21 protein-coding genes and 1 rRNA gene are annotated in these 20,168 nt (G+C 39.0%); 8 read left to right on the forward strand and 14 right to left on the reverse strand.

Annotated features, from left to right (window positions below):
- The 5 genes from PQ511_RS13090 to PQ511_RS13110 form a co-directional block, all read right to left on the reverse strand.
- Nucleotides 1-101 (reverse strand): 16S ribosomal RNA (locus tag PQ511_RS13090); the annotation flags it as partial.
- A gap of 727 nt (nucleotides 102-828) precedes the next feature.
- Nucleotides 829-1,173, reverse strand: coding sequence for a CHY zinc finger protein (locus PQ511_RS13095; RefSeq protein ID WP_273852346.1), 345 nt, complete (start codon nucleotides 1,171-1,173; stop codon nucleotides 829-831).
- 48 nt (nucleotides 1,174-1,221) lie between these two features.
- On the reverse strand, nucleotides 1,222-1,539 hold the full coding sequence (locus PQ511_RS13100; RefSeq protein WP_273852347.1) for a hypothetical protein: 318 nt from the start codon (nucleotides 1,537-1,539) through the stop codon (nucleotides 1,222-1,224).
- 174 nt (nucleotides 1,540-1,713) lie between these two features.
- A complete protein-coding gene (locus PQ511_RS13105) occupies nucleotides 1,714-2,217 on the reverse strand; it encodes a DoxX family protein (RefSeq protein ID WP_273852348.1) in 504 nt (167 codons plus the stop codon).
- A gap of 162 nt (nucleotides 2,218-2,379) precedes the next feature.
- Nucleotides 2,380-3,552, reverse strand: a complete 1,173-nt coding sequence (locus tag PQ511_RS13110; RefSeq protein WP_273852349.1) for an MFS transporter — start codon at nucleotides 3,550-3,552, stop codon at nucleotides 2,380-2,382.
- Between the two features lie 243 nt (nucleotides 3,553-3,795).
- On the opposite strand from PQ511_RS13110, the gene PQ511_RS13115 reads away from it, so the two are divergent.
- Entirely contained in the window at nucleotides 3,796-4,863 is a 1,068-nt protein-coding gene (locus PQ511_RS13115) for an ATP-binding protein (protein WP_273852350.1), read from the forward strand.
- Between the two features lie 21 nt (nucleotides 4,864-4,884).
- On the opposite strand, the gene PQ511_RS13120 is transcribed toward PQ511_RS13115, so the two are convergent.
- The gene (locus tag PQ511_RS13120; RefSeq protein ID WP_273852351.1) at nucleotides 4,885-5,745 is read right to left on the reverse strand and encodes an alpha/beta fold hydrolase; all 861 of its coding nucleotides are present in this window, start codon (nucleotides 5,743-5,745) and stop codon (nucleotides 4,885-4,887) included.
- Between the two features lie 123 nt (nucleotides 5,746-5,868).
- Between PQ511_RS13120 and PQ511_RS13125 the strand changes: the two genes are divergently transcribed.
- A complete protein-coding gene (locus tag PQ511_RS13125; protein ID WP_273852352.1) occupies nucleotides 5,869-6,387 on the forward strand; it encodes a GNAT family N-acetyltransferase in 519 nt (172 codons plus the stop codon).
- Nucleotides 6,388-6,528: 141 nt separating this feature from the next.
- On the opposite strand, the gene PQ511_RS13130 is transcribed toward PQ511_RS13125, so the two are convergent.
- Complete coding sequence (locus PQ511_RS13130; RefSeq protein WP_273852353.1) at nucleotides 6,529-7,701, reverse strand: pyridoxal phosphate-dependent aminotransferase; 1,173 nt, start codon at nucleotides 7,699-7,701, stop codon at nucleotides 6,529-6,531.
- A 101-nt stretch (nucleotides 7,702-7,802) separates the two neighbouring features.
- Between PQ511_RS13130 and PQ511_RS13135 the strand changes: the two genes are divergently transcribed.
- Entirely contained in the window at nucleotides 7,803-8,585 is a 783-nt protein-coding gene (locus PQ511_RS13135; protein ID WP_273852354.1) for a carbon-nitrogen family hydrolase, read from the forward strand.
- 258 nt (nucleotides 8,586-8,843) lie between these two features.
- Here PQ511_RS13135 and PQ511_RS13140 read toward each other — a convergent pair whose 3' ends face one another.
- Nucleotides 8,844-9,179, reverse strand: coding sequence for a YmaF family protein (locus PQ511_RS13140; RefSeq protein WP_273852355.1), 336 nt, complete (start codon nucleotides 9,177-9,179; stop codon nucleotides 8,844-8,846).
- Nucleotides 9,180-9,342: 163 nt separating this feature from the next.
- Here PQ511_RS13140 and PQ511_RS13145 point away from each other — a divergent pair, with 163 nt between their 5' ends.
- Together PQ511_RS13145 and PQ511_RS13150 are read left to right on the forward strand one after the other, a co-directional pair.
- Nucleotides 9,343-10,068 (forward strand): glycerophosphodiester phosphodiesterase, encoded by a 726-nt coding sequence (locus PQ511_RS13145; protein ID WP_273852356.1) that lies wholly within the window; start codon nucleotides 9,343-9,345, stop codon nucleotides 10,066-10,068.
- Nucleotides 10,069-10,166: 98 nt separating this feature from the next.
- The gene (locus PQ511_RS13150) at nucleotides 10,167-10,256 is read left to right on the forward strand and encodes a YjcZ family sporulation protein (RefSeq protein ID WP_273852357.1); all 90 of its coding nucleotides are present in this window, start codon (nucleotides 10,167-10,169) and stop codon (nucleotides 10,254-10,256) included.
- A gap of 49 nt (nucleotides 10,257-10,305) precedes the next feature.
- On the opposite strand, the gene PQ511_RS13155 is transcribed toward PQ511_RS13150, so the two are convergent.
- Nucleotides 10,306-10,830 carry a YtxH domain-containing protein gene (locus PQ511_RS13155; protein WP_273852358.1) on the reverse strand — a complete coding sequence of 175 codons (525 nt, stop codon included), beginning with the start codon at nucleotides 10,828-10,830 and terminating at the stop codon, nucleotides 10,306-10,308.
- A gap of 192 nt (nucleotides 10,831-11,022) precedes the next feature.
- Between PQ511_RS13155 and queF the strand changes: the two genes are divergently transcribed.
- Nucleotides 11,023-11,436, forward strand: coding sequence for a preQ(1) synthase (gene queF / locus PQ511_RS13160; RefSeq protein WP_273852359.1), 414 nt, complete (start codon nucleotides 11,023-11,025; stop codon nucleotides 11,434-11,436).
- Between the two features lie 4 nt (nucleotides 11,437-11,440).
- Complete coding sequence (locus PQ511_RS13165) at nucleotides 11,441-12,088, forward strand: queuosine precursor transporter (protein ID WP_273852360.1); 648 nt, start codon at nucleotides 11,441-11,443, stop codon at nucleotides 12,086-12,088.
- Between the two features lie 16 nt (nucleotides 12,089-12,104).
- On the opposite strand, the gene PQ511_RS13170 is transcribed toward PQ511_RS13165, so the two are convergent.
- The 5 genes from PQ511_RS13170 to PQ511_RS13190 all read right to left on the reverse strand — a co-directional run bounded on the left by PQ511_RS13170 (nucleotide 12,105) and on the right by PQ511_RS13190 (nucleotide 19,070).
- Entirely contained in the window at nucleotides 12,105-13,316 is a 1,212-nt protein-coding gene (locus tag PQ511_RS13170) for a S1C family serine protease (protein WP_273852361.1), read from the reverse strand.
- A 109-nt stretch (nucleotides 13,317-13,425) separates the two neighbouring features.
- Nucleotides 13,426-14,730, reverse strand: coding sequence for an ATP-binding protein (locus tag PQ511_RS13175; RefSeq protein ID WP_273852362.1), 1,305 nt, complete (start codon nucleotides 14,728-14,730; stop codon nucleotides 13,426-13,428).
- A 178-nt stretch (nucleotides 14,731-14,908) separates the two neighbouring features.
- Nucleotides 14,909-15,406, reverse strand: a complete 498-nt coding sequence (locus PQ511_RS13180; RefSeq protein ID WP_273852363.1) for a GNAT family N-acetyltransferase — start codon at nucleotides 15,404-15,406, stop codon at nucleotides 14,909-14,911.
- Between the two features lie 202 nt (nucleotides 15,407-15,608).
- Nucleotides 15,609-17,213, reverse strand: coding sequence for a cation:proton antiporter (locus PQ511_RS13185; RefSeq protein ID WP_273852364.1), 1,605 nt, complete (start codon nucleotides 17,211-17,213; stop codon nucleotides 15,609-15,611).
- Nucleotides 17,214-17,432: 219 nt separating this feature from the next.
- Complete coding sequence (locus PQ511_RS13190; protein WP_273852365.1) at nucleotides 17,433-19,070, reverse strand: M4 family metallopeptidase; 1,638 nt, start codon at nucleotides 19,068-19,070, stop codon at nucleotides 17,433-17,435.
- A 520-nt stretch (nucleotides 19,071-19,590) separates the two neighbouring features.
- Between PQ511_RS13190 and PQ511_RS13195 the strand changes: the two genes are divergently transcribed.
- Nucleotides 19,591-20,163 carry a YitT family protein gene (locus tag PQ511_RS13195; RefSeq protein ID WP_273852366.1) on the forward strand — a complete coding sequence of 191 codons (573 nt, stop codon included), beginning with the start codon at nucleotides 19,591-19,593 and terminating at the stop codon, nucleotides 20,161-20,163.
- Nucleotides 20,164-20,168: the final 5 nt, after the last annotated feature.

Below are 20,168 nucleotides of genomic sequence, written 5' to 3' on the forward strand. Positions count from 1 at the left end.
CCGCTAAGATCAGGGAGCAAGCTCCCATCTCTTCGCTCGACTTGCATGTATTAGGCACGCCGCCAGCGTTCGTCCTGAGCCAGGATCAAACTCTCCGATAGAAAGCTTAATCTAGCTTTTAAAACATTTTGTTTCCGTAGAAACAACTACTTACATGGCGTTTCGTTCAGTTTTCAAAGATCGATTCATTTCTATTAAACTCAGTTTATTTCTCCCGAGTGACAACTTCTATCTTATCAGCAACTTCTCTGTAAGTCAATGCCTTTTTTTAAAAAGCATTTTCGTATGTAAGTTGTTGCGTGTGTTTCGAAGTGACAAGAAACATCTTACCATGTCTATAAAATATCGTCAATAGTTTTTAGTTGTTATTTTTCTGAACTTGAAATGGCCGGTTTACGTATCTACGTAAACCGGCCATTTCGCTATTCGATGTCCTCCTACGGTTTTGTAAATTGGGAAACTTAGCCTGCAAGTACTTTTTCTTCTGGATATCTAATTTCCGGTTTTTTTTAGAAGTGAAAATAAAAGCTAGCGTGAGAGATCCCTACTTACCTACCACAGATTTGCTAGAAAATGAGAACTCTGGGCAAGTTCTAAAATAAACACGCCCACTTGGACCACTCCGGTTGAGATCACCTATTAAGTTAACAAGGTGTAAATACGTTCTTCTGCTGCTAATGCTATGAATTCACCAATCGCATCTGGAGATATGATCACAAAAGAAAAAACAGAGAGTTCCTGTATTTAAATAGTAAAAGTTGTTCTTGCATATAGGACTTCACTTTAAGATTGGAATAATCATACCTCCATCTTTCCAAAGTAAAGCGATTATTTTTCCGTTTCAATTTCATCAAAATAAAGATGATAATGTCGTTTGCATCCCTCATTATAAGAAGCCTTGCAGCAGGGACAAATAAATTGGGAGCTTAAATATTCCTTAATCGTTAATTCAGTGTTGCATTTTCCACATAAAATAGCTCTTTGATTAAAATTCTTCTTCGGCCATACTCGAACGGGGTGATCAGCTGTTTCTTCATGACACAGAAAGCATGGGTAGTAGGTGTTACAACAATAGAATTTTATTGCAATAATATCTCGTTGGCCTTGATAATGTTCGCATCGCGTTTCATTATCGACGGTTTTTCCTTTGACTAAAATATGATCTTGATCCATCTCTCTCCTCCTAAAACAGGTTATGAACTTATTCGATTACGTATTATTTTAACGCCATGAATATTTATGGGATCTTTCATCCTTTACTATGTATCCAGACATACATATTTTACAGAAAGTATAACCTTTTGTTTGTCTCATTTCTTCTGTTATCTTAAGAAGCTCTTGCAGATTATCAGAACATATTTTTTCAACTCTAGTTCTAGCACCCTCATCTTTGTCTCTCCAAAGCGTCCGACATGTGGCGACGTGAATTTTATTATAAGCGGCATCTTGTCCTTTGAAATGATTAAAAACATACCCGTTTGGATTCGCATAGTGCCAACTCAAGTAACGGTCTTCATTTCTCTTAAATATCCCAATCATGGTCTAGCCTCCCAAATTAATAATCACTAAACCATTTTCGCCGTTTTTGGCTATCTGCCTCTTTACTTTTTATTACAGTTCCTCATTTTTTTAAAGTAACTGTAATGTTCCGATTACATTAATCTGTTTTTCATCAAAATAAACGAGGCTCCGCTTCACACGGAACCTCGTTCATTAATGATGCAAAACTTGCTTAACCTGTCGCATATGAAAGCTTTTCTTAATAAATGGTATCACCCAACGATCAAGACCTACCTTAGTGGCATTGTACCCGGCAATTAATAAAAGCATTCCCAGAATAACCATCACGGGATTTGTGCTAGTTGTGCCACTAAACAAGAAAGCAAAGTTCATCACAATTCCCATGAAAGCTGCAAGAGTTGTGAAAGTACCAAGCATTAAACCAAGTCCAACTAAAAACTCTCCCCATGGTATTAAGACATTAAAAAAGTCGACATTAGGAATGGCGAAACTTTCTAAAAAGCTTGCCCACCACCCTTGAACAGCTGGATGTTCTCCACTAGCGCTTGCAACCGCTCCCTGCAAGAAACCATTTGCATCAAAGCCATTTGTTATTTTAGACAAACCAGCTGTGAGCCATTCATAGCCTAAATACAATCGAATAAGAAATAGAATGCCAGCAGCTCCCTTGTTCTCTCTTAAGAAATGAACAAACATACTCTTCACGCTCCCATACCGTTATTCTTATCACACCTTCATTTTAGCTCTGTTTTAACTATCGATCTGTGACAATCATCACCATTATAGATATCTGGTTTATTTAAGCATAATTCGGGTATGAAATAACTGGATAATAAAAAGGACAGAAACTGATCTGTCCTAAGCGTAACTTTCATCTGTTTTCATTTTTCTTTTATCAACGATGCGATAGAGAATTAACGCTAAACACCCAACGAGGGTGAAGCATCCCATCATTGTATACAAAGTTGCCCCAGAAGATCTTTCAAAGATCAACCCTCCAAACAATGAGCCAAGTATCCCTGATAGACCAAAGAAAACAGAAATAAATAAAAGATGTCCAGTAGCTTGCAAGTCATCGGGCACTAACTTTGTCACATATTGAAATGCCGCAACGTAAAAAACACCAAATGTTACACCATGAAAAATTTGAAGAAGAATGACGGCAACCGGTCCCCCCATATACGCTAAGCCAAACCATCTTACTGCATAAATCAACCCAGCAATTATAATAAAGATAATTTCATTAAAACGCTTGAACCAGTAATGGCTTGTAGCGAATATAACCGCTTCACTTGCTACAGCAACAAACCATGCAAGTCCAATATGAGACTCATCTCCACCAAGTTCCGTCACATAAAGTCCTATGAAACTATCATTGGCCCGATGTGGAATCGTTAAAAATAGGATTGTCCCTAAAAAAAGAAGAAAGCGACCATTCTTACCAATCTTTAATGCATCAAAAACAGTAACAGGATTATGATGTGTTTTAACATCTGATACTCTCAAGGCAGTAAGGAAAGCAATCAGAATCATAAACATAAATGGGATTAAGATGACGCTAATACCAAAGAAAGCGAAAAACTGCCCAACAAGTAGGGTGGACACGGCAAAACCTATCGATCCCCATGTTCTTATACTTCCAAAATTTTTATTCACGCTTGCAGCTGTTTTTACAGCAAGACTATCCCCCAGCGCACCGGTGGGTGACATAAACACATAGAAAATGGCTGCCGAGATTAAGATAAACGTATAGTGATTATTCGTTAAAAGAAAAACACTAACGATCGCTACTCCAATTAGGGTGACAAGGAGAACCTTTTTTATCGTTCCAAATTTGTCACTGATAAAACCCCAAAACGGTTGAGCTAGTATGGCTGCTAGTGGCCCAATCGCAAGAATCGATCCTATTTTACTTTCAGACATACCACTATGTTGAAAATAAACTGGCATAAAGCTAATAATAATGGTATTTGCCCCATGAAAAAAGAATAGAAATAAACTTAGGAAAAAGACTGTATCCCTTTTAGGCATGTATTAAAAACCCTTCCTTCCGCCAGATGAATGACTGTGCTCAAAATATTCCTTTTAACTCTATAGCATGATAAATCGAATTGCAATCTTCTTCCAGCAGAAAACGCGCTTACTCTTTCTCTGTTCTATCGCTACAAAACGTCAACGATTTACGAATATCGATCATAATTAGAAGGGAATATGCATATCTTGTAGAAATATCCAATTAGTGAGATGTCAAAAAGTTGATTATGGGGGATTTCTATGGAAAAGGGAAGCGAGCTAAAAGAGGCCAGTTTAGATATCATTTTTCATCATATTTCAGACCTTATCTTCCAAATTAAGGTCATTGATGTGCATCATTATGAAATCGAAGCAGTAAATGAAGCTTATCTCTCCAGTTATGAAACTTCCAAAGAAGCCATTTCAGGCAGAAGAATAGAAGATTTTCTCGGTGTTGACCAGGGAATACAAGCCATTAGAAGATTTCAAGAAGCGATTATTCGTAAAAAGACCATTCAATTTGAAGAAGGGTACTCTTTCCCCAAACAGGGGTACAAAATATTCGATATCACCCTTGTCCCCCTCATCGAAAAAGGGACGGTCGAAAGGTTAGTTGGAGTAGCAAAAGATATAACAGAAAAACGCTTGAATGAAGAGCACCTTGCACAATCAGAAAAACTATCCATTGTTGGGCAACTTGCAGCAGGAATTGCACACGAGCTTCGAAACCCCCTTACTTCTTTAAAGGGTTTTTTGAAATTAATTCAGTTTAGAAACACGGATCAAGACATAGATCGCTATGTTCAAGTAATGGATTCAGAGTTTCATCGAATTGAGCAAATCATTGATGAATTTCTGATTCTCGCCAAACCAACGAAATCTCATTTTCAAAATAATCACATCCACCATATATTAGATGAAGTGATTGAGTTACTAAGCGGTCAAGCTAACATGAAAAGCATTATTTTAAAAAAAGAATACCCTTCTTTTCTCCCCCCCATTTATAGTGAATGTAACCAACTTAAACAGGTTTTCATTAACCTCATTAAAAATGCGATGGATGCGATTGGAGAAGAAGGGGAAATCACCATTAAAGCCAAGGAACTAACGCAACACTTACAGATTCAAGTGATTGATAACGGAGGCGGCATAACAGATGAAGAACTGGAAAAGCTAGGCTCTCCTTTTTTTACTACCAAAAAGAATGGAACAGGACTCGGACTTACGATTTGCAAGCGAATTGTTAAAAAGCATAAAGGTACTTTTACCGTTGAAAGTAACGAGGGCAAAGGAACAACGATTACATTAAACTTTCCCAAAAGCGTCTAATAACCCACTTTAATTAGAGGGTTATTGTTCGTACTGCACTGCTATTTTTTCGTGTAACCAATGTTCAATCATTTTGAAAGTTTCTTCAGGTTTTTGCCAATGGAGGACATGACCCGTTTTCGGAATCGCACTTATCTTACACGCTTCTCCTAATTCCCTTTGCATCCTGAGGGCTTCCTCTTTTCTTATCTCTTCACCTTCTTCAGGAAGCGTTGCTCTTAATAAAAAAGTCGGAACGTTGATCTGGGAAAATATATCGCGGCACGGCTCATAGTAGAGTGACTTTACGATAGCTCTCACTGTATTTTCACTTGCCCTCATGGCTACGCCGCCCTTCACTTTCTTCATATCTCTATGTACCATCTGCTTTAACTCCTGACTCCACCTACCAATCTCCTCTTTTTTCTTTTCTTCATAGTCGTCTATGCTTGGAAAATAACTCTCCGTTACCCACTGAGACATATGTTCAAGGAGTTCTTCTAACGTTTCTGAAGGATCTTCATCAAAGTGAAGATAACCTCCATCAATCATTACCACCCCTTGTACTCTTTCAGAAAACTGACTACTAAAATGGAGTGCCAGGGCCGCTCCCCAAGAATGACCAATTAAAAACACAGGTTGATCACTTAAAGTAAGGCATACCTTTTCAAGCCATTTCGTTAGAAGTTGAAAAGAATACCTTTTTTCTTCGTTAAAAGACGATGTCTCACCGTGACCAGGTAAATCAATCGAATAAAGGTGAAAATGATCTTGAAGCTCTTCAGCCAATTCATTAAATCCCAGAGCATTGTTCGTCAATCCATGTAGAAGAATAATGGTTGGGTTATGCTTATTTCCCCATTCAAACCCACAAACGTTTAGCCCTTCTATTTCCATTTTCATTTTTTTCAAACCCCTCATCCCTTCCCTTAGTTGAACTTACTTCATAACTTCGACTAGGAGGATTCATTCCCTTTTTCTAGAAAGAAGTGAAGGAAGAAGACATTGGTGAGAAGGAGAGCTTCCATGAAAATTAGAAAAGCAACAAAAGATGACGCGCTAGCAATCGCGACTGTTCATGTAAATAGCTGGAGAACGACCTATCAGGTACTCATTCCAGAAGATTATCTAAATTCACTTGATATTCAAATTAGGGAAGCACGCTGGCAAAAGATGATTGAAGCGGGAAGTACTATTTTTGTAGCAGTCGATCAAGGAGAAATCATGGGGTTCGCAACCGGTGGTCAAAACAGATCTGAAACTTACCAGTATGATGGAGAGCTATATGCGATTTATCTTCTTAAGGAAGCACAGAGAAAGGGTGCCGGTAAAAAGCTGTTATGTTCTGTTGCCAAAGAACTAAAAAAAGAATCTTGTCACTCAATGCTTGTTTGGGTATTAAACGGAAACCCAGCTTCACAGTTCTACCAAAGCTTTCAACCAATCGAAATTGCTCAAGAAGAAATTGAAATTGCAGGAAAAAAACTTTACGAAACGGCTTTTGGTTGGTCAAATTTAGATGATCTGATTGCCGCCTGTAGCTAATTAGAAAAGGAAAGAGGCCGTGAACACTCGCGGCCTCTACTGTTCGTTGACACTTCATGTCTGTCATTATTTTTATTAGTAATTGATTTGAATTCTACCAGACGCAGGAATTTCCGTTAAACTTTTTTTGATTTTTCTAAATCAAAAGAGATTAAGAGACTTCATTCGTTCCACCGCTTCTCTTAGTTTATCTTCAGACGTTAATAGCCCCACTCGTACATAGCCCTCACCATATTCACCAAACCCGTTGCCAGGTGCGACAACAATTTGGACGTTTTCAAGTAAGTAATCTGCAAAGCTTTCTGAAGTAAAGGATGCCGGGACTTTCAACCAGGCGAAAAATGAACCTGCTGGAAAAGTGACATCCCAGCCGATGTCGCGAAGTCCTTGAATGAGAACATTTCGTCTCGACTCATACGTTTCGCGAAGGTCTTCTACACACTGCTGTGATCCAAGCAAAGCTTCAGCAGCGGCTTCTTGCACCGCACTAAATAGACTAACGTAGAAATGATCCTGGAGGAGATTGATGCTTTCAACAACTGATTGATTTCCGACTGCAAAGCCAACGCGCCATCCTGCCATATTATACGTTTTTGAGAGGGTATAGATTTCAATTCCATTATCCTTAGCACCCTCTGTCTCCAAAAAGCTAATCGGTCGCTCGCCATCAAACCCGATCGCACCATAAGCGAAATCATGCACAACGCAAATGTCATTCTTCTCTGCAAAACTGACAGTTTGCTCAAAGAAGTGATTCGTTGCAACAGCTGCAGTTGGGTTGTTTGGATAATTTAAAAACATCATTTTCGCTTTACTTAATGAATCCTCTGGAATCGCTTCATAGTCTGGTAAGAAATGATTTTTCTCAAGCAACGGCATCATATGCATATCCGCTTCAGCCATCGCGACTCCTGACCAATAATCAGGATAACCTGGGTCTGGAACGAGTGCCACATCACCTTTATTTAATAAACACTGACTGACTTCAACAAGTCCTGCTTTCCCCCCGAAAAGCACAGCAACTTCTTTCTCTGGATCTAGATGCACTCCAAATTCTCGCTGATAGAAATCTGCCGCCGCTTGTTTTAAAAAGGGCTGGCCCCGAAAAGGCGGATATTTGTGATAGGTAGGATTTTCAGCTGCGTGCTGCAAGGATTTGATAATATGATCAGGTGTTGGCTGATCAGGATTTCCCTGTCCAAGATTAATAATGTCATAGCCCGCCTCTACATAGCGGTTTACTTTTCCAGCAAGCTTCGCAAAAAATTGCTCCGGTAGTCGTTTAAGCGCATCTGAAGTTTGAAATTGTCTCAAAGAATCACATCCTGTTAAAATTTTCGTGAAATTCTAGTAAATTATGTTATCTTGGATACACAATCATGTAAAGCTTATTTTGTAAACAAGGAGGAAAAACAATGAAAAAAATCGCTCTGTTACAGTTTGATATTGCGTTTGGAAACCCAGAAGAAAATTTCTCCAAAGTGAAAGAGCTTGTTTCTAAGGCTGTTCATGAGAAACCAGATATTATTGTTTTACCGGAATTGTGGTCGACGGGTTATGATTTATCGCGACTTGACGAAATTGGCGATACGAATGCAGAAAAGTCAATTGCCTTTCTTTCAGACCTAGCCAAAAAGAATCATGTAAGTATCGTAGGTGGCTCAATTGCAAAGCAACACATTGATCATGTCACGAATACGATGCTCGTTTTCAATCGAGATGGAGAGCTTATCCATGAGTATAGCAAAGCTCATCTATTTCGGTTGATGAAGGAAGAGAAATACCTTGTGTCAGGGAATGAGAAAAGCCACTTCACACTTGAAGACCTCCCTAGTGCGGGATTCATTTGTTATGATATTCGCTTCCCAGAGTGGCTTCGTCTTCATGCCATTGAAGGCGCACAAGTTTTATTCGTTCCTGCCGAATGGCCGAAACAGCGTACAGATCATTGGCGAGCATTACTTATTAGCCGAGCTATTGAAAACCAATGTTATGTGATTGCTTGTAACCGCGTCGGCACAGATCCAGATAATGCATTTGGTGGACATTCTTTAATCATAGATCCGTGGGGAACGATTATCGCAGAGGCAGGGGAAGAGGAAACAATCGTAACAGGCTTGATTGATGAAGAAGAAATACCATCTATTCGGAGTCGCATCCCCATCTTTGAAGATCGACGCCCTGATATTTATAACTAAAATTCAAAATATTTTTAGCGGCTGAGGGATTTGGCCTTATGACGCTTTATTTGATTTCTAGATTTTGGCTCACTCGAATGAGCCAAAATCACTAACATTCATAGCCTTTTTAAATGAAGCGTTCTATACATCATCCAGTAAAATTGCGAAAGGGGAAATAGAAATTGCAGGTGTACTGTTTCCCGCTAATTTTAGGATACTTTCTATTAATAAAATAAGTCCTAAATAAAAATGTAACGGAAGCACCGCATCGCCTTCTCACCAATTTAAAGGATAATTGCCTATAGGAAGACTCGTTTTGCCTGAAAAATAATGTTTATGGCTTTCTTTTGACCTCGTTTCTCCACTAAACGTATGATAATGACCACCCATTGGTAAAGCAATTGGGGGTCCAGATTCAACGCTATAACGGTGTTGGTGTCCTTTATCAATAACCGTTATCCCTTCAATTCGATGAACATGTTGATCATAAGAGGTTCCATTTACCGGAAAGCTGAATCCTATAATCTGCAAGTGGCGATGATTCAGCCGCTCTTCCACGTCACCCTTAAAGTAATGAGAATGCGCTTCTGGTAATTCAAATCCTTTATCCAAAGTCCCGCCCCTTTCTGCTCATTTAACATCTATGCAGCCTTCCACTATACAGAACCTAATGATTTCAGTAGGAAAGGAGGCGACCAAAGACAAAGGAAAACCTCCTCTCCTGCGCGAATACCATTAGAGAGATCGTTCTAACAAAACGAGAGTGAGGTGACATATGGCTTCTTCTTTTCATATTTATGGGCATCGCGGTTCTTCTGGGACACATCCAGAAAATACCCTTCTTTCATTCCAGGCGGCTCACAAAGCTGGCGCTCACGGAATCGAACTTGATGTCCAATTAACGAAAGACCTAATCCCTGTCGTCATCCATGACGAACGAGTTGATCGAACGACAAACGGCGTTGGTTTGGTGAAAGACTTCCTATACAAAGATTTGGTTCGACTAGATGCAGGACAAACTTTCTCTAGTCGCTTTCAAGGGACGTCCATTCCTTCTTTAAAGAGTGTTTTAGAATGGCTTGCCTCCACTTCTCTCGTTTTAAATATTGAACTGAAAAATGCTATCTTTCCATATGAACATTTAGAAAGTCGTGTACTTGACCTGCTTACTCATTATCAGCTTTGTGATCGAACAATCATTTCCTCCTTTAATCACTATAGTATTCAGCGGCTCGCTCAAAGAAGTAGCAAAGTGGAGACAGCTATTCTTCTAATGGAAAAGTTAGTTGAACCATGGGACTACCTCCGTCACGTTGGTGCGAGCAGTATTCATATAGAGAGGGAAGTGATTGATGATCATCTTATGACGAATACACAAAAACGCGGTATTCCCGTTCGTGCTTTCACAGTAAATGAACCTCATCACATTCATGCGCTCAAAACAGCTGGCTGTTCGGCGATATTCACTGATTTCCCATCCGTTGCCATCCGATCGAAGTAACGCTCCTCTTCCTAAAAAGGGCATTCGCCTATGTCCCCATTCTCCTCCTTCCACATACGTTAGTAAGGAAGCGACACATATTGACGGGAGGAACAGCGATGAGTGGATATGGATACGGTCAAGGTTTCGCGTTAGTCGTAGTTTTGTTTATTCTTCTAATTATCATTGGTGCATCTTACATTTATTAAAAGAAAAAGGACTTCCACACGATGCGGAAGTCCTTTTTTATTGAACGAATTATAGCGTTGTATTTGGAGAAGTCTTCGGATTCACTGACGTGCTACCAGGAGTTCGTGTTTCACTACCAGGAATGTTAGTTGGCTCATACTCATTTTCACTTGATTCTGTTACTTCCTGCCCGGCATCTTTTACTTTACTGCCAATGTCCTTTAACTCTTCACTCGCTTCTCTTGCCGAAGAAAGAACTTCAGTTGAATCTTCTTTCACTTGATTCACCTGATCTACCACATCATCATTAACTTTTTCATAGAGGGCTTGAGCATCGTTCATCGCTTCTTTTAAAACAGAAGAAGCTGATTGAATGCGATCCATCCAGTCGTCTTTCACTTCGCTCGGGTTTTCTTTCACACGAGTATAAAACCCTTTCGAAGAGTCTTTGAACGTACCAGCGGTTGATCTCACTTTATTTCTCGTTGTTGAGTCAAGCATCGCTACCGCTCCACCTACAATAGCTCCTACTAAAATCCCTTTTACAAGCTTACCATTCTTCTCATTGTTTACTGCCGTAGTCGTTGTTTGCATGATAATTCCTCCTATTGTCTTTCTGAGTTTACTTAGCTAGTTTTTTATTTCCCTTTATGTTAAAAGCTAAACTAGCTAATTTGGCCCGAACTTCCAACTTCGCATTGGAAAGTTCCTCTGTTATAATAGACAACGTTGTATGACAGCAGTTCGTAACCTTCCTGCTTCATCAAAACTAAAGGAGGAATAATAATGAATAGCATGGATAAAGCATGGCTACCCTCTTCTGGTCCGATGCCTCGCCCAGAAAGTGTAGAACAAGCTAGAGAAGTAATAAAAAACGAAGCATTTGATGCACCGAACGTTCAGGAAATCACGTTTAATGCACTTGAATTTACAGCGGTTTGCCCTAAAACAGGACAACCTGACTTTGGTCGAGTGGAGATTTCTTACGTACCAGATGAGAAATGTATCGAATCCAAATCGTTAAAATTTTACCTGTGGTCCTATCGTGATGAAGGAAGCTTCTGCGAGACACTAGCTGCTCGCATTGCAGATGACGTTGTCTACGCCATTGATCCTTTGAAAGTGACCATCACTGTTTATCAATCAGCACGTGGTGGTATCGAACTGAAAACTACAGCGATTCGTGAGAAAACAGCTTAATTAAATGGCTGATCAATTTATCGATCGAAACCTTGTCCTGTTTAATGTCCTGTTTGCTACCTCGATTGTGATCGCAAACGTACTGGCAGGAAAAGTAGTGATGATCGGAAGCTTCGTCATTCCAGCGGCCGTTGTCATGTACGCTTTTTCGTTTCTTTTCACAGATATCATTCATGAAAAGTACGGAAAAGCGGAAGCAAAGCGAACCGTTCAATATGGCTTTATCGCACAAATTTTCGCTAGCATTATGATTTATCTTGGTATGCTTCTCCCGGTAGCCCCATTTGCAGCGGATACACAGGCTGCATATGAAATTCTGCTCGGGCAAAATTACCGGTTTGTACTGGCGAGTCTTGCTGCATATCTTGTTTCACAGCATGTGGATGTTTATATTTTTTCTGCATTAAAGAAGCGAACTTCCAATCGACATAAATGGCTACGAAATAACGTTAGTACGTTTACTTCTCAACTTTTAGATACGTCCATTTTTATAACCATAGCCTTTGCTGGAACAGTTCCAAACCTTTGGGTTATGATTCTTTCTCAGTTTGTTATTAAAATGGCCCTTGCCCTTTTAGATACACCTGTATTCTATTTTCTTACAAGAATGAATGAATCGAAAGTCAACCATCAAAAACCTCTGGATGCGTAATCCAGAGGTTTTTTTCTTACAATCCATTCTGATTTGCTAAAGTCATCGTAACAGTTTGTTTCTTGCCGTCTCGGTAGAAGGTGACATCCATTTTATCACCGACTTTTTTATTTGAATATAAGTACTTTCGAAGCGCTGCGGAATCTTTCACTTCAGTATCGTCTAGCTTAACGACAACGTCTCTCTCTTTTAATCCAGCATCTGAAGCAGGTGAATTTGGAGCAATTCCCATTAACACAACTCCACTATCCACATCCTTAGGTAGATTGAGAGTTCCAGTCCAGTATTGTGTTGGTACTTCCGCTAATGAAGCAGGAGTTACCCCCATAACAGGTCGTTTCACTTCACCAGTCATTTCAAGCTGTTCAATGATTGGCTGTGCATCGTCAATGGGTATCGCAAAACCTATTCCTTCGACAGTTTCCTCTGCAATTTTTGACGAATTAATACCGATTAGTTGGCCTTTGATATTGATTAATGCCCCACCACTGTTCCCTGGATTAATTGATGCATCGGTTTGAATCACATCTGCCTCGTAATCAGGTTGACCGTTCTGATCAAGATCGACCGGTATTGTCCGGCTCGGGTTACTGATTATTCCTTGTGTAACCGATCCCTGAAGGAAACCGAGTGGATTGCCAACTGCAATGGCAGGTTCTCCTGTTTGTAAGTTGGATGAAGAACCAAGTTCGGCAACTGCCTCTACGTCTTTCGCATCAATTTCTAAAACGGCTAGATCCATTAAAGCATCGGTTCCAAGGACTTTCGCTTCAGCTTTTTTTTCATTGCTTAACGTAATCTCAACTGAGGAGGCTCCTTCCACAACGTGGTTATTTGTCACCACATAGGCTTTGCCACCTTCTTTTTTATAAATAACACCAGAACCTGACGATGCGGCTTGTCCTGACTGACCAGAAGGATCTTCTAAAGAGAAACCTCCGCTCTGATTTTGGTAGCTTGTTATACTCACGACGGCATCCTGCGCTTTTTGTACAGCTGATGTAATATCAGATGATACATTATAAGCTACATTCGTTGTATCCACATCACCGCTAGCTGTCGTGACTGCAGCCTGATTCGTTGAAGGTTGCTCTATGTTAGAGACGTAAGGCGATGCAACAAGCATGATCGATGCTCCTACAATAGCTCCAAACGCGCTCGGAAAAAACCAATTCCTTCCACTTTTCGATTGTTTCACTCTTGTTTCATTATTGTCATAGTAACCCATCAATCGGTCACCCTTTCTCCCCTTTGATTTGTTTATACTCCTATTTTAACGAGAGATGACGGTGATTACTTAAATATGTGAGAGTTTTGATATTGTTTGATATTTCACGTCATTTCATAAAGTACTTACCCTGATTAGACGATAATGTAACAGTTGTGTCTGCTGAAGAGTGCATGATGGTTGGAAAACTGATAGAAAAGGTGGTACCTTGATTCACTTCACTTTGAACATCTATTTTCCCATCATAATCTTCTACGATTTTATAGCTCACCATTAAACCCAGGCCAGTCCCATTTTCTTTCGTTGAATAAAATGCCTGATTTAATTGAGGGATTGCTTCTTTCGGAATGCCTACTCCCCTATCCATAATTTGGATGATTGTCCACTCTTTTTCTTTTACGAGCCTCACACGAATTTCTCCTCCATGAGGCATCGCTTCAATCGCATTTTTTACTATATTGAGAAAGACCTGTTTTAACCTCACATCTTCCCCCATTATCTTCAATCGTTCATCAGGGTAACTCGTATAGATCGTAACTTGCTTCCTCTCAGCTTCTTGCTCCAATAAATTCACTACATACTCAAGGCAATCTTTTAGTACCACTGGCTTCAATTGAATGGACTGCGGTTTTCCAATCACGATTAAATCATTGACGATGATGGTTAACCTTTCTAATTCCTGAAGCATAATTCTCGAATACTTAGGATTATACGTTTTCTCTAAATCCTGAAGCTGAACAAAGCCTTTCAAAGAGGTCAGGGGGTTCTTAATTTCATGAGTAATGCCTGTTGCAATTCTGCCAATCACTGCTAACTTTTCATTATGACCTGCACGTTCATACGATTCTACAATGGTATCAAGATAAGACTGAAACCGATTTAAAATAATAAACGTAATGACAGAAAATAAAAGCAGCAATAAAATCGGTAGCACAACTATAGGAGACATCGTTAAAGCACCCATAATGGCGTATTTGCTTAATAGCCCTCCAACAACAATCAAATAGAATTTTTTGTTAACGAACAGAGGTGAAAACAAAATAAAAAAGAGTTCGACAGGGCTTCCGCTTGCATAGACATCACTCGTCCCTACATAACGGAAAATTTCTGTCATTAGAGAACTCACCATAAAGACAATAAAAAAAAGATATTTTGTCACATAGGGTAATTGTTTGTTAGAATACCACCTCGAAATTGGAATCAACGAAATTTCAAGAAGATAGATTAGAATTAAGTGAACCATGGAGCTTGTGTCATTTAGTAAAATCATGTCGGTGTGAGGATCAATTAAGGGACTGAGGATAAATCGATACACATCATATAAGATGACAGTAATAAAGAAGAGAGAAATAAATAACGTATTGGCTCGTTTTTCTTCCTCCATTCTAATTTCATTACGTATTGTCGGGCGCATAAATGCTCCTTTACTCCGCTTATGCAGTTACATTTTTTAGAAAACAATGATGATTATACCATAACTATTTCGACAAAAACTCCCTTCTTTTTTATTCATTTTTTCAGATTTTTCATTTTAAATTGCCGTTATTAGTAAGATGATTCCCCACAAAAAAAACCTCCAAATTGGAGGGTTTTTACATATACTCGTTTTCTTTCATAAACTTTTCTTCATCTATTTTGTGCTTGAGAATGTGTGGTTCAACTGTTAGTTTTGATAAACCAATCCGTTTCATCACGTTATTCATTTCTTCTTTATCCTCTTGACTTTCCTTCTCTGGAAAAGCCCAGTTAACGAGGGCACTAGCCATTTCAATGGCATAACCTTTATTTCGATAAGCCGGGATTAAATGATAGCCTACCTCAAGGTTGCTTGATGCTTCTATATTGTTATATCCCATCGTACCAATAACTTTTCCATCAGAAGTATGAATGAGAATTCCTTCCCACCTGTGACTTGAAATAGCATCATCCGTTAGGTGAAAGGGTAAAAACTGTTCAAACTGAACGTTATTAAATTCTTCCGGTACTTCGACATGTAAAAGTTTTTCTAGTTCCTTCTTATTTGTCATTGCTTTGATCAAATCAAAAGAGAAAGGAATGATGGTCAGACGATCGGTCTGAAGATAAGGCATTTTCTCTCAAAAGTCCTCCTTGTGAGTTTATTTCATGTGGTTGAAAATGACTTTTTACACTATACCTTATTGCTTAACTTACTGTAAACCATACCCCTTACAATTAACAATAAACGAAATTTTCTTATTATTACCCTTGCTTTGTCCAGCTTACTAATAGGATATGCATCTCATAATAAAAAGCTGCTACAAATGTAACAGCTTAATGTGCCCTTTTAGAATCTTTCACCACTTCTTCCTCTTCAAAGTCGGCCAGTCCATTATTTAATAGCTCTTTATACTTGCCAGCTATCTCTCCTGAAATAATTTCTTCTTGTTCGAGCTCGTTAATTTTATCATATTGGGCATAGAGTGAATGTTTCCTTAGCGTAATCAACTGACTTTGCTTTAGCTCTGGGTATTTATTTAATAGCGCGTCAAGCTCACGATGGCTTTTATCTATTTCGTTCTGGTAACTAGTCAGTAATTCTGAATAAACAGGTTCAGGAACAAAGAGTTGTGTCTTAAGCTTCTTAATCTCTGCTATCCCAGCCTCATGACGATGTAAGTTAGCAACAATATCCTCGTATTCCTTAGACCCACTGTGTTTTGCTCTTAGACCAAAATAACTAATTAGTGGCTTAATCGTTAACCCTTGTACCACTAAGGAGAAAAGTACAATACTGAACGTAAGAATTAACACGGTATCTCTTCCAGCAAATTCACTAGGTAAGCTTAGTACAAGTGCAATAGATAAAGATCCTTTTAAGCCACCCCAGTTTAGAACATGCCTCCATGACCAGGGCAGCCCCTTAACGAATAACGTACTACCATAAACAGCAATACTTCTTCCAATGAGCACAATTAAGAGTGCAAGGCCAATCGTTCCCCATTGATCAGAAAAATTAATACGCGTAATTTCAAGACCAACCATCAAAAAGACAATTGAATTGGCTAACAAAGCCGCTACATCCCAAAAGTTATTAATGTTTAAGCGCGTCGTTGGGCTCATTCCGACTCTTGATCCGAAATTACCAAACGTTAAAGCAGCTACTACGACGGCAATGACGCCTGAAACATGAATGCTCTCTGCTGTTAAATAAGAACCGTAGAAAAGAAGAATGCTAAAAATAATCTCAAGTGGATAGTCGTCAAAATACTTTGTAAGGATGGAGATCGCATATCCTAATCCACCACCAACTAGTAATCCGCCTGCCACAACCTTAACGAACTCAAAAACACCACTTGTTAATCCTCCCCAGCCCATGTCGAGATAGGCGAGAAGAGAAAAAGCTGATATTTTAAATAGGACAACGGCAAGACCGTCATTAAACAAACTTTCTCCTTCTATCACAGTTGAGAGTTTTTGATTGACCCCCATGCTTTTAAAAATCGATAATACACTAACAGGGTCAGTCGCACTCATTAATGCTGCAAATACGAATGAGACAGGAATGGATAATCCTAAAAGAAAATGAGTAGAAAACCCAATCACTAAAAAAGAAAGAAAGGTTCCCCCAAACGCCAGGGCAAGAATTGGCTTTTTATTTTGATTTAAATGTTCAAAAGGAAGCTTCAAAGCGGCTTCCCCAAGAAGAGCTGGAAGGAAAATCGTTAAAATAACAAAATTAAAGACGTCTCCTTCGGTAATAAACATTTTAAGGGGTTCGAGTACCGGAATATTAAATAACCCGATTAACGTTCCAATAATAACTAAAGCGATCGGATAGGGCTGCTTCAGTTTTTTTGCGATTGCGGTAATACCCGCAGCAATCATCGTTAGAATAAGTCCAAGTTCAAATATATGATGCATATCTAAGTGTTCCATTATGCGCCTCCGATCTGTAATCTCTATTCATTATACCCATTATCCAACAAAAATGGAAAAGGAAGCTTCCGTTCTTAATCGTTGTTCCTCTTTTTAATCGGACCTTCTTATTCTTTCATACTATTTCCATCCTCCCATCGTTCATGCTGCTCTTTTTCTTATTTGAAATAAAAAGCAAAAAGAAAGAAGAGTTCAGCTTGAACTCTTCTTTCTTTTTGCTTAATTTACGCCAACTTGATTCCATGCATTTGCTACTGAGTTATAAGTAGTAGACCCTGTACCATAAAGATCAGAAGTGGCCTGAAGGAGCGCCGAACGAGCAGAGCTAAAATTACTTGTAGGTGTCATATAAAGGCTGAGAGCACGGTAGTAAATTTTTTCAGCTTTTGCTTTCCCAATACTTTGAATCGTTAAGTAAGCGGCTTTGTTAGGAATTCCACTGTTTGTATGAACTCCGCCATTATCTGATGAAGTATAGTAGTAGTCATCCATATGGGACGGTTGACCGTATGCTTCAGGATTTGATAAACTTCTGAGCGCATCCCCTGGCTTGTTAGGTGTATAGACATCTTCACCCATTAGGAAATCTCCAGGTTCAACGAAGTAACCAAATACATCAGACATTGATTCATTAAGGGCACCCGATTGGTTTTGGTATTGCAGGCCTGCTGTTCTCTCCGTCACCGCATGTGTAATTTCGTGTGCGACAACATCAAGTGCTCCTGAAAGGGGTGCAAAAACAGAGCCATCCCCATCACCATAGACCATTTGTGAGCCATTCCAAAAGGCGTTATTATAATTCGAGCCATAATGAACAGTTGAACGGATGGTTGCGCCATTATTATTAAAACTATTGCGATTATGTGTGTTCTTATAATAGTCATATACGACCCCAGCATTATAATGAGCGTCAACTTCAGCGCCTTGAGAGCTAGAAGTAAACGCATTGTTACTATCTACTGCATAGCTTCCTGGAAGAGACGTTCTATTATTCGCTGTTCTCGTTTCAATGACCCCGCTCATTGGCTTCGTTGTGTCATAGAGATAATACGTTCCATTTGAGTAATACGTATTAAGAGATTTATAGTTACCTAGAACCCCATATCCATACCCAGTTTCAGCACCATCAGCAACGGCATTATAGGCATCTACGACTGATCCATCACGAGCATCTACATAAACTTGCCAGTTTGCTGGATAAGGATCGATGAACTGAAGCTGTACTTTATAAGTTAGGTAGTACTGATTATCCTTCTCATAAACGACCTTCTCACTTTTTTCTACCATATCAGAAACATCAGACTTGCGTACAAAGCTTGGCTCGTCCTTTACGACATTCTTTGGCTTTACATTAATATGATTCCATGCTTTTTTAACTGCATCTTTCTCAGAAAGTTTTACTTTAGAACTCCCTTTATAATTCTTCGCTGCTTCTGGATGAATATCTCCGTTGACCGCTGTTACTTCGCCTTTTTCATCCGTATGTACGATGAATTTTGCGCCGTCGATTTCAACACCCTTCACTGTTTGAACATATTCGTAGTGTGTCATGCCTAATTCATCGGTTGTTTCGTTCACTAGCTTTAAATCTTGTGTTTTCACTTTAAAAAGAGATTCATTTGACTTAAGATATGATTTTACTGCTTTTTCTGTTTTCACTTGATTCTCTGATAGTTTACCAGATAAGAATGACGGCACCTTCCGTTCTTTTTCCCAATCTTGTTTCACTATCTCCATTTTTTCTAGCGCTTGCTTCTGCTCCGCATTTAAATCTTTAGTAGAGGCAGCTGAAGCAGAAGGAAGGGCGCCCCCAAATGCTAAACCTGTGGCAAGTACAACGGCAATTCCTTTTTTCATTTCATTTCCTCCATTTCGGAATAATTTGAATTTTTGGTACATTTGTAGATTATCACAGAATTTCGCTCATTTGTATTGGGAAATATAGAAGAAAACATGAGTTTATTGGCGGTTTTTTGAGATGTAATTTCCCAATAACAACTTAGAAAATTACATGATATAATCTTTTTGCACAAAAAATAAATTGTAAAAATATAACTTTTATGGGTGATGAAATGAAAATAAGACAGGCTAATTGCCTGTCTTTTATAATGAAAATTTTACCCTATCGTACCTATGTACTATATTTAGTTCGCTCCATTTTTCCACTTGTGAGTTTTTCTCACTTTGTTTTTTCTTTACATGAGCACATGAACTGCCCATCTGAGGCAAGGTTTCAATGCTTACTTGTAATATTTTCAAATCCTCATATTTTTTCAATGTCAATCAACGTAATCAATTATCCTTTTATCTGATCGTAATGAAAACAAAACTTCCTACATAAACTTGATACAACCATGAACAAGCAGGTGAGCATCTGATGTATAAAAAAATAGCTGCTGTTGTAATAGGAAGTCTTTTAGTTGGCATTGGGATCAACACCTTTCTTGTGCCAAATCATCTCATTGATGGTGGAATGATCGGCATTGGCTTAATTATAAAATACATTTGGGGTTATCAAACTGGGCTTACCATCATTTGTTTAAGTATCCCTCTCTATATTATTGCTTTCCTTTATTTTCGTCCTTACTTTTACAATAGCCTTCACGGTTTATTACTTTCTTCCTTTTTCATCGATCTCCTATCCCCCCTTCGCTACGCTTTTGCTTTTCCTATACTTATCAGTGCATTACTAGGTGGCTTTTTTGTAGGTACAGGCATTGGAATTATGTTGAAATATGAAACAAGTACAGGTGGAACAGATTTGCTCGCTCAATTCATCGCTCGCATGGTTTCTTTGAATGTTGGGGTAATCATCTTTTTAATAGATGGCCTTGTTATACTTATAGGCTCTAAAACAATTGGGTTAAACGCTACGCTGTACTCAGCGATCACAATTTTCGCAGTTGGTCTTGCCACCAGCGTATTAACATTAAAGAAGGAAGCATTATAGAAGCG

Source organism: Guptibacillus spartinae (genome assembly GCF_028610625.1).
In the GTDB taxonomy this organism is placed as follows: Bacteria; Bacillota; Bacilli; order Bacillales; family Guptibacillaceae; genus Guptibacillus; species Guptibacillus spartinae.

Coding starts and splice junctions, on each gene's coding strand:
- PQ511_RS13100 (WP_273852347.1), bottom strand. CDS start 1,539: ATGATTGGGATATTTAAGAGAAATGAAGACCGTTACTTGAGTTGGCAC.
- PQ511_RS13190 (WP_273852365.1), bottom strand. CDS start 19,070: ATGAAAAAAGGAATTGCCGTTGTACTTGCCACAGGTTTAGCATTTGGG.
- PQ511_RS13195 (WP_273852366.1), top strand. CDS start 19,591: ATGTATAAAAAAATAGCTGCTGTTGTAATAGGAAGTCTTTTAGTTGGC.
- PQ511_RS13170 (WP_273852361.1), bottom strand. CDS start 13,316: ATGGGTTACTATGACAATAATGAAACAAGAGTGAAACAATCGAAAAGT.
- PQ511_RS13135 (WP_273852354.1), top strand. CDS start 7,803: ATGAAAAAAATCGCTCTGTTACAGTTTGATATTGCGTTTGGAAACCCA.
- PQ511_RS13180 (WP_273852363.1), bottom strand. CDS start 15,406: ATGCCTTATCTTCAGACCGATCGTCTGACCATCATTCCTTTCTCTTTT.
- PQ511_RS13095 (WP_273852346.1), bottom strand. CDS start 1,173: ATGGATCAAGATCATATTTTAGTCAAAGGAAAAACCGTCGATAATGAA.
- PQ511_RS13105 (WP_273852348.1), bottom strand. CDS start 2,217: ATGTTTGTTCATTTCTTAAGAGAGAACAAGGGAGCTGCTGGCATTCTA.
- PQ511_RS13110 (WP_273852349.1), bottom strand. CDS start 3,552: ATGCCTAAAAGGGATACAGTCTTTTTCCTAAGTTTATTTCTATTCTTT.
- PQ511_RS13155 (WP_273852358.1), bottom strand. CDS start 10,830: ATGCAAACAACGACTACGGCAGTAAACAATGAGAAGAATGGTAAGCTT.
- PQ511_RS13145 (WP_273852356.1), top strand. CDS start 9,343: ATGGCTTCTTCTTTTCATATTTATGGGCATCGCGGTTCTTCTGGGACA.
- PQ511_RS13115 (WP_273852350.1), top strand. CDS start 3,796: ATGGAAAAGGGAAGCGAGCTAAAAGAGGCCAGTTTAGATATCATTTTT.
- PQ511_RS13165 (WP_273852360.1), top strand. CDS start 11,441: ATGGCTGATCAATTTATCGATCGAAACCTTGTCCTGTTTAATGTCCTG.
- PQ511_RS13150 (WP_273852357.1), top strand. CDS start 10,167: ATGAGTGGATATGGATACGGTCAAGGTTTCGCGTTAGTCGTAGTTTTG.
- PQ511_RS13185 (WP_273852364.1), bottom strand. CDS start 17,213: ATGGAACACTTAGATATGCATCATATATTTGAACTTGGACTTATTCTA.
- PQ511_RS13125 (WP_273852352.1), top strand. CDS start 5,869: ATGAAAATTAGAAAAGCAACAAAAGATGACGCGCTAGCAATCGCGACT.
- queF (WP_273852359.1), top strand. CDS start 11,023: ATGAATAGCATGGATAAAGCATGGCTACCCTCTTCTGGTCCGATGCCT.
- PQ511_RS13120 (WP_273852351.1), bottom strand. CDS start 5,745: ATGAAAATGGAAATAGAAGGGCTAAACGTTTGTGGGTTTGAATGGGGA.
- PQ511_RS13175 (WP_273852362.1), bottom strand. CDS start 14,730: ATGCGCCCGACAATACGTAATGAAATTAGAATGGAGGAAGAAAAACGA.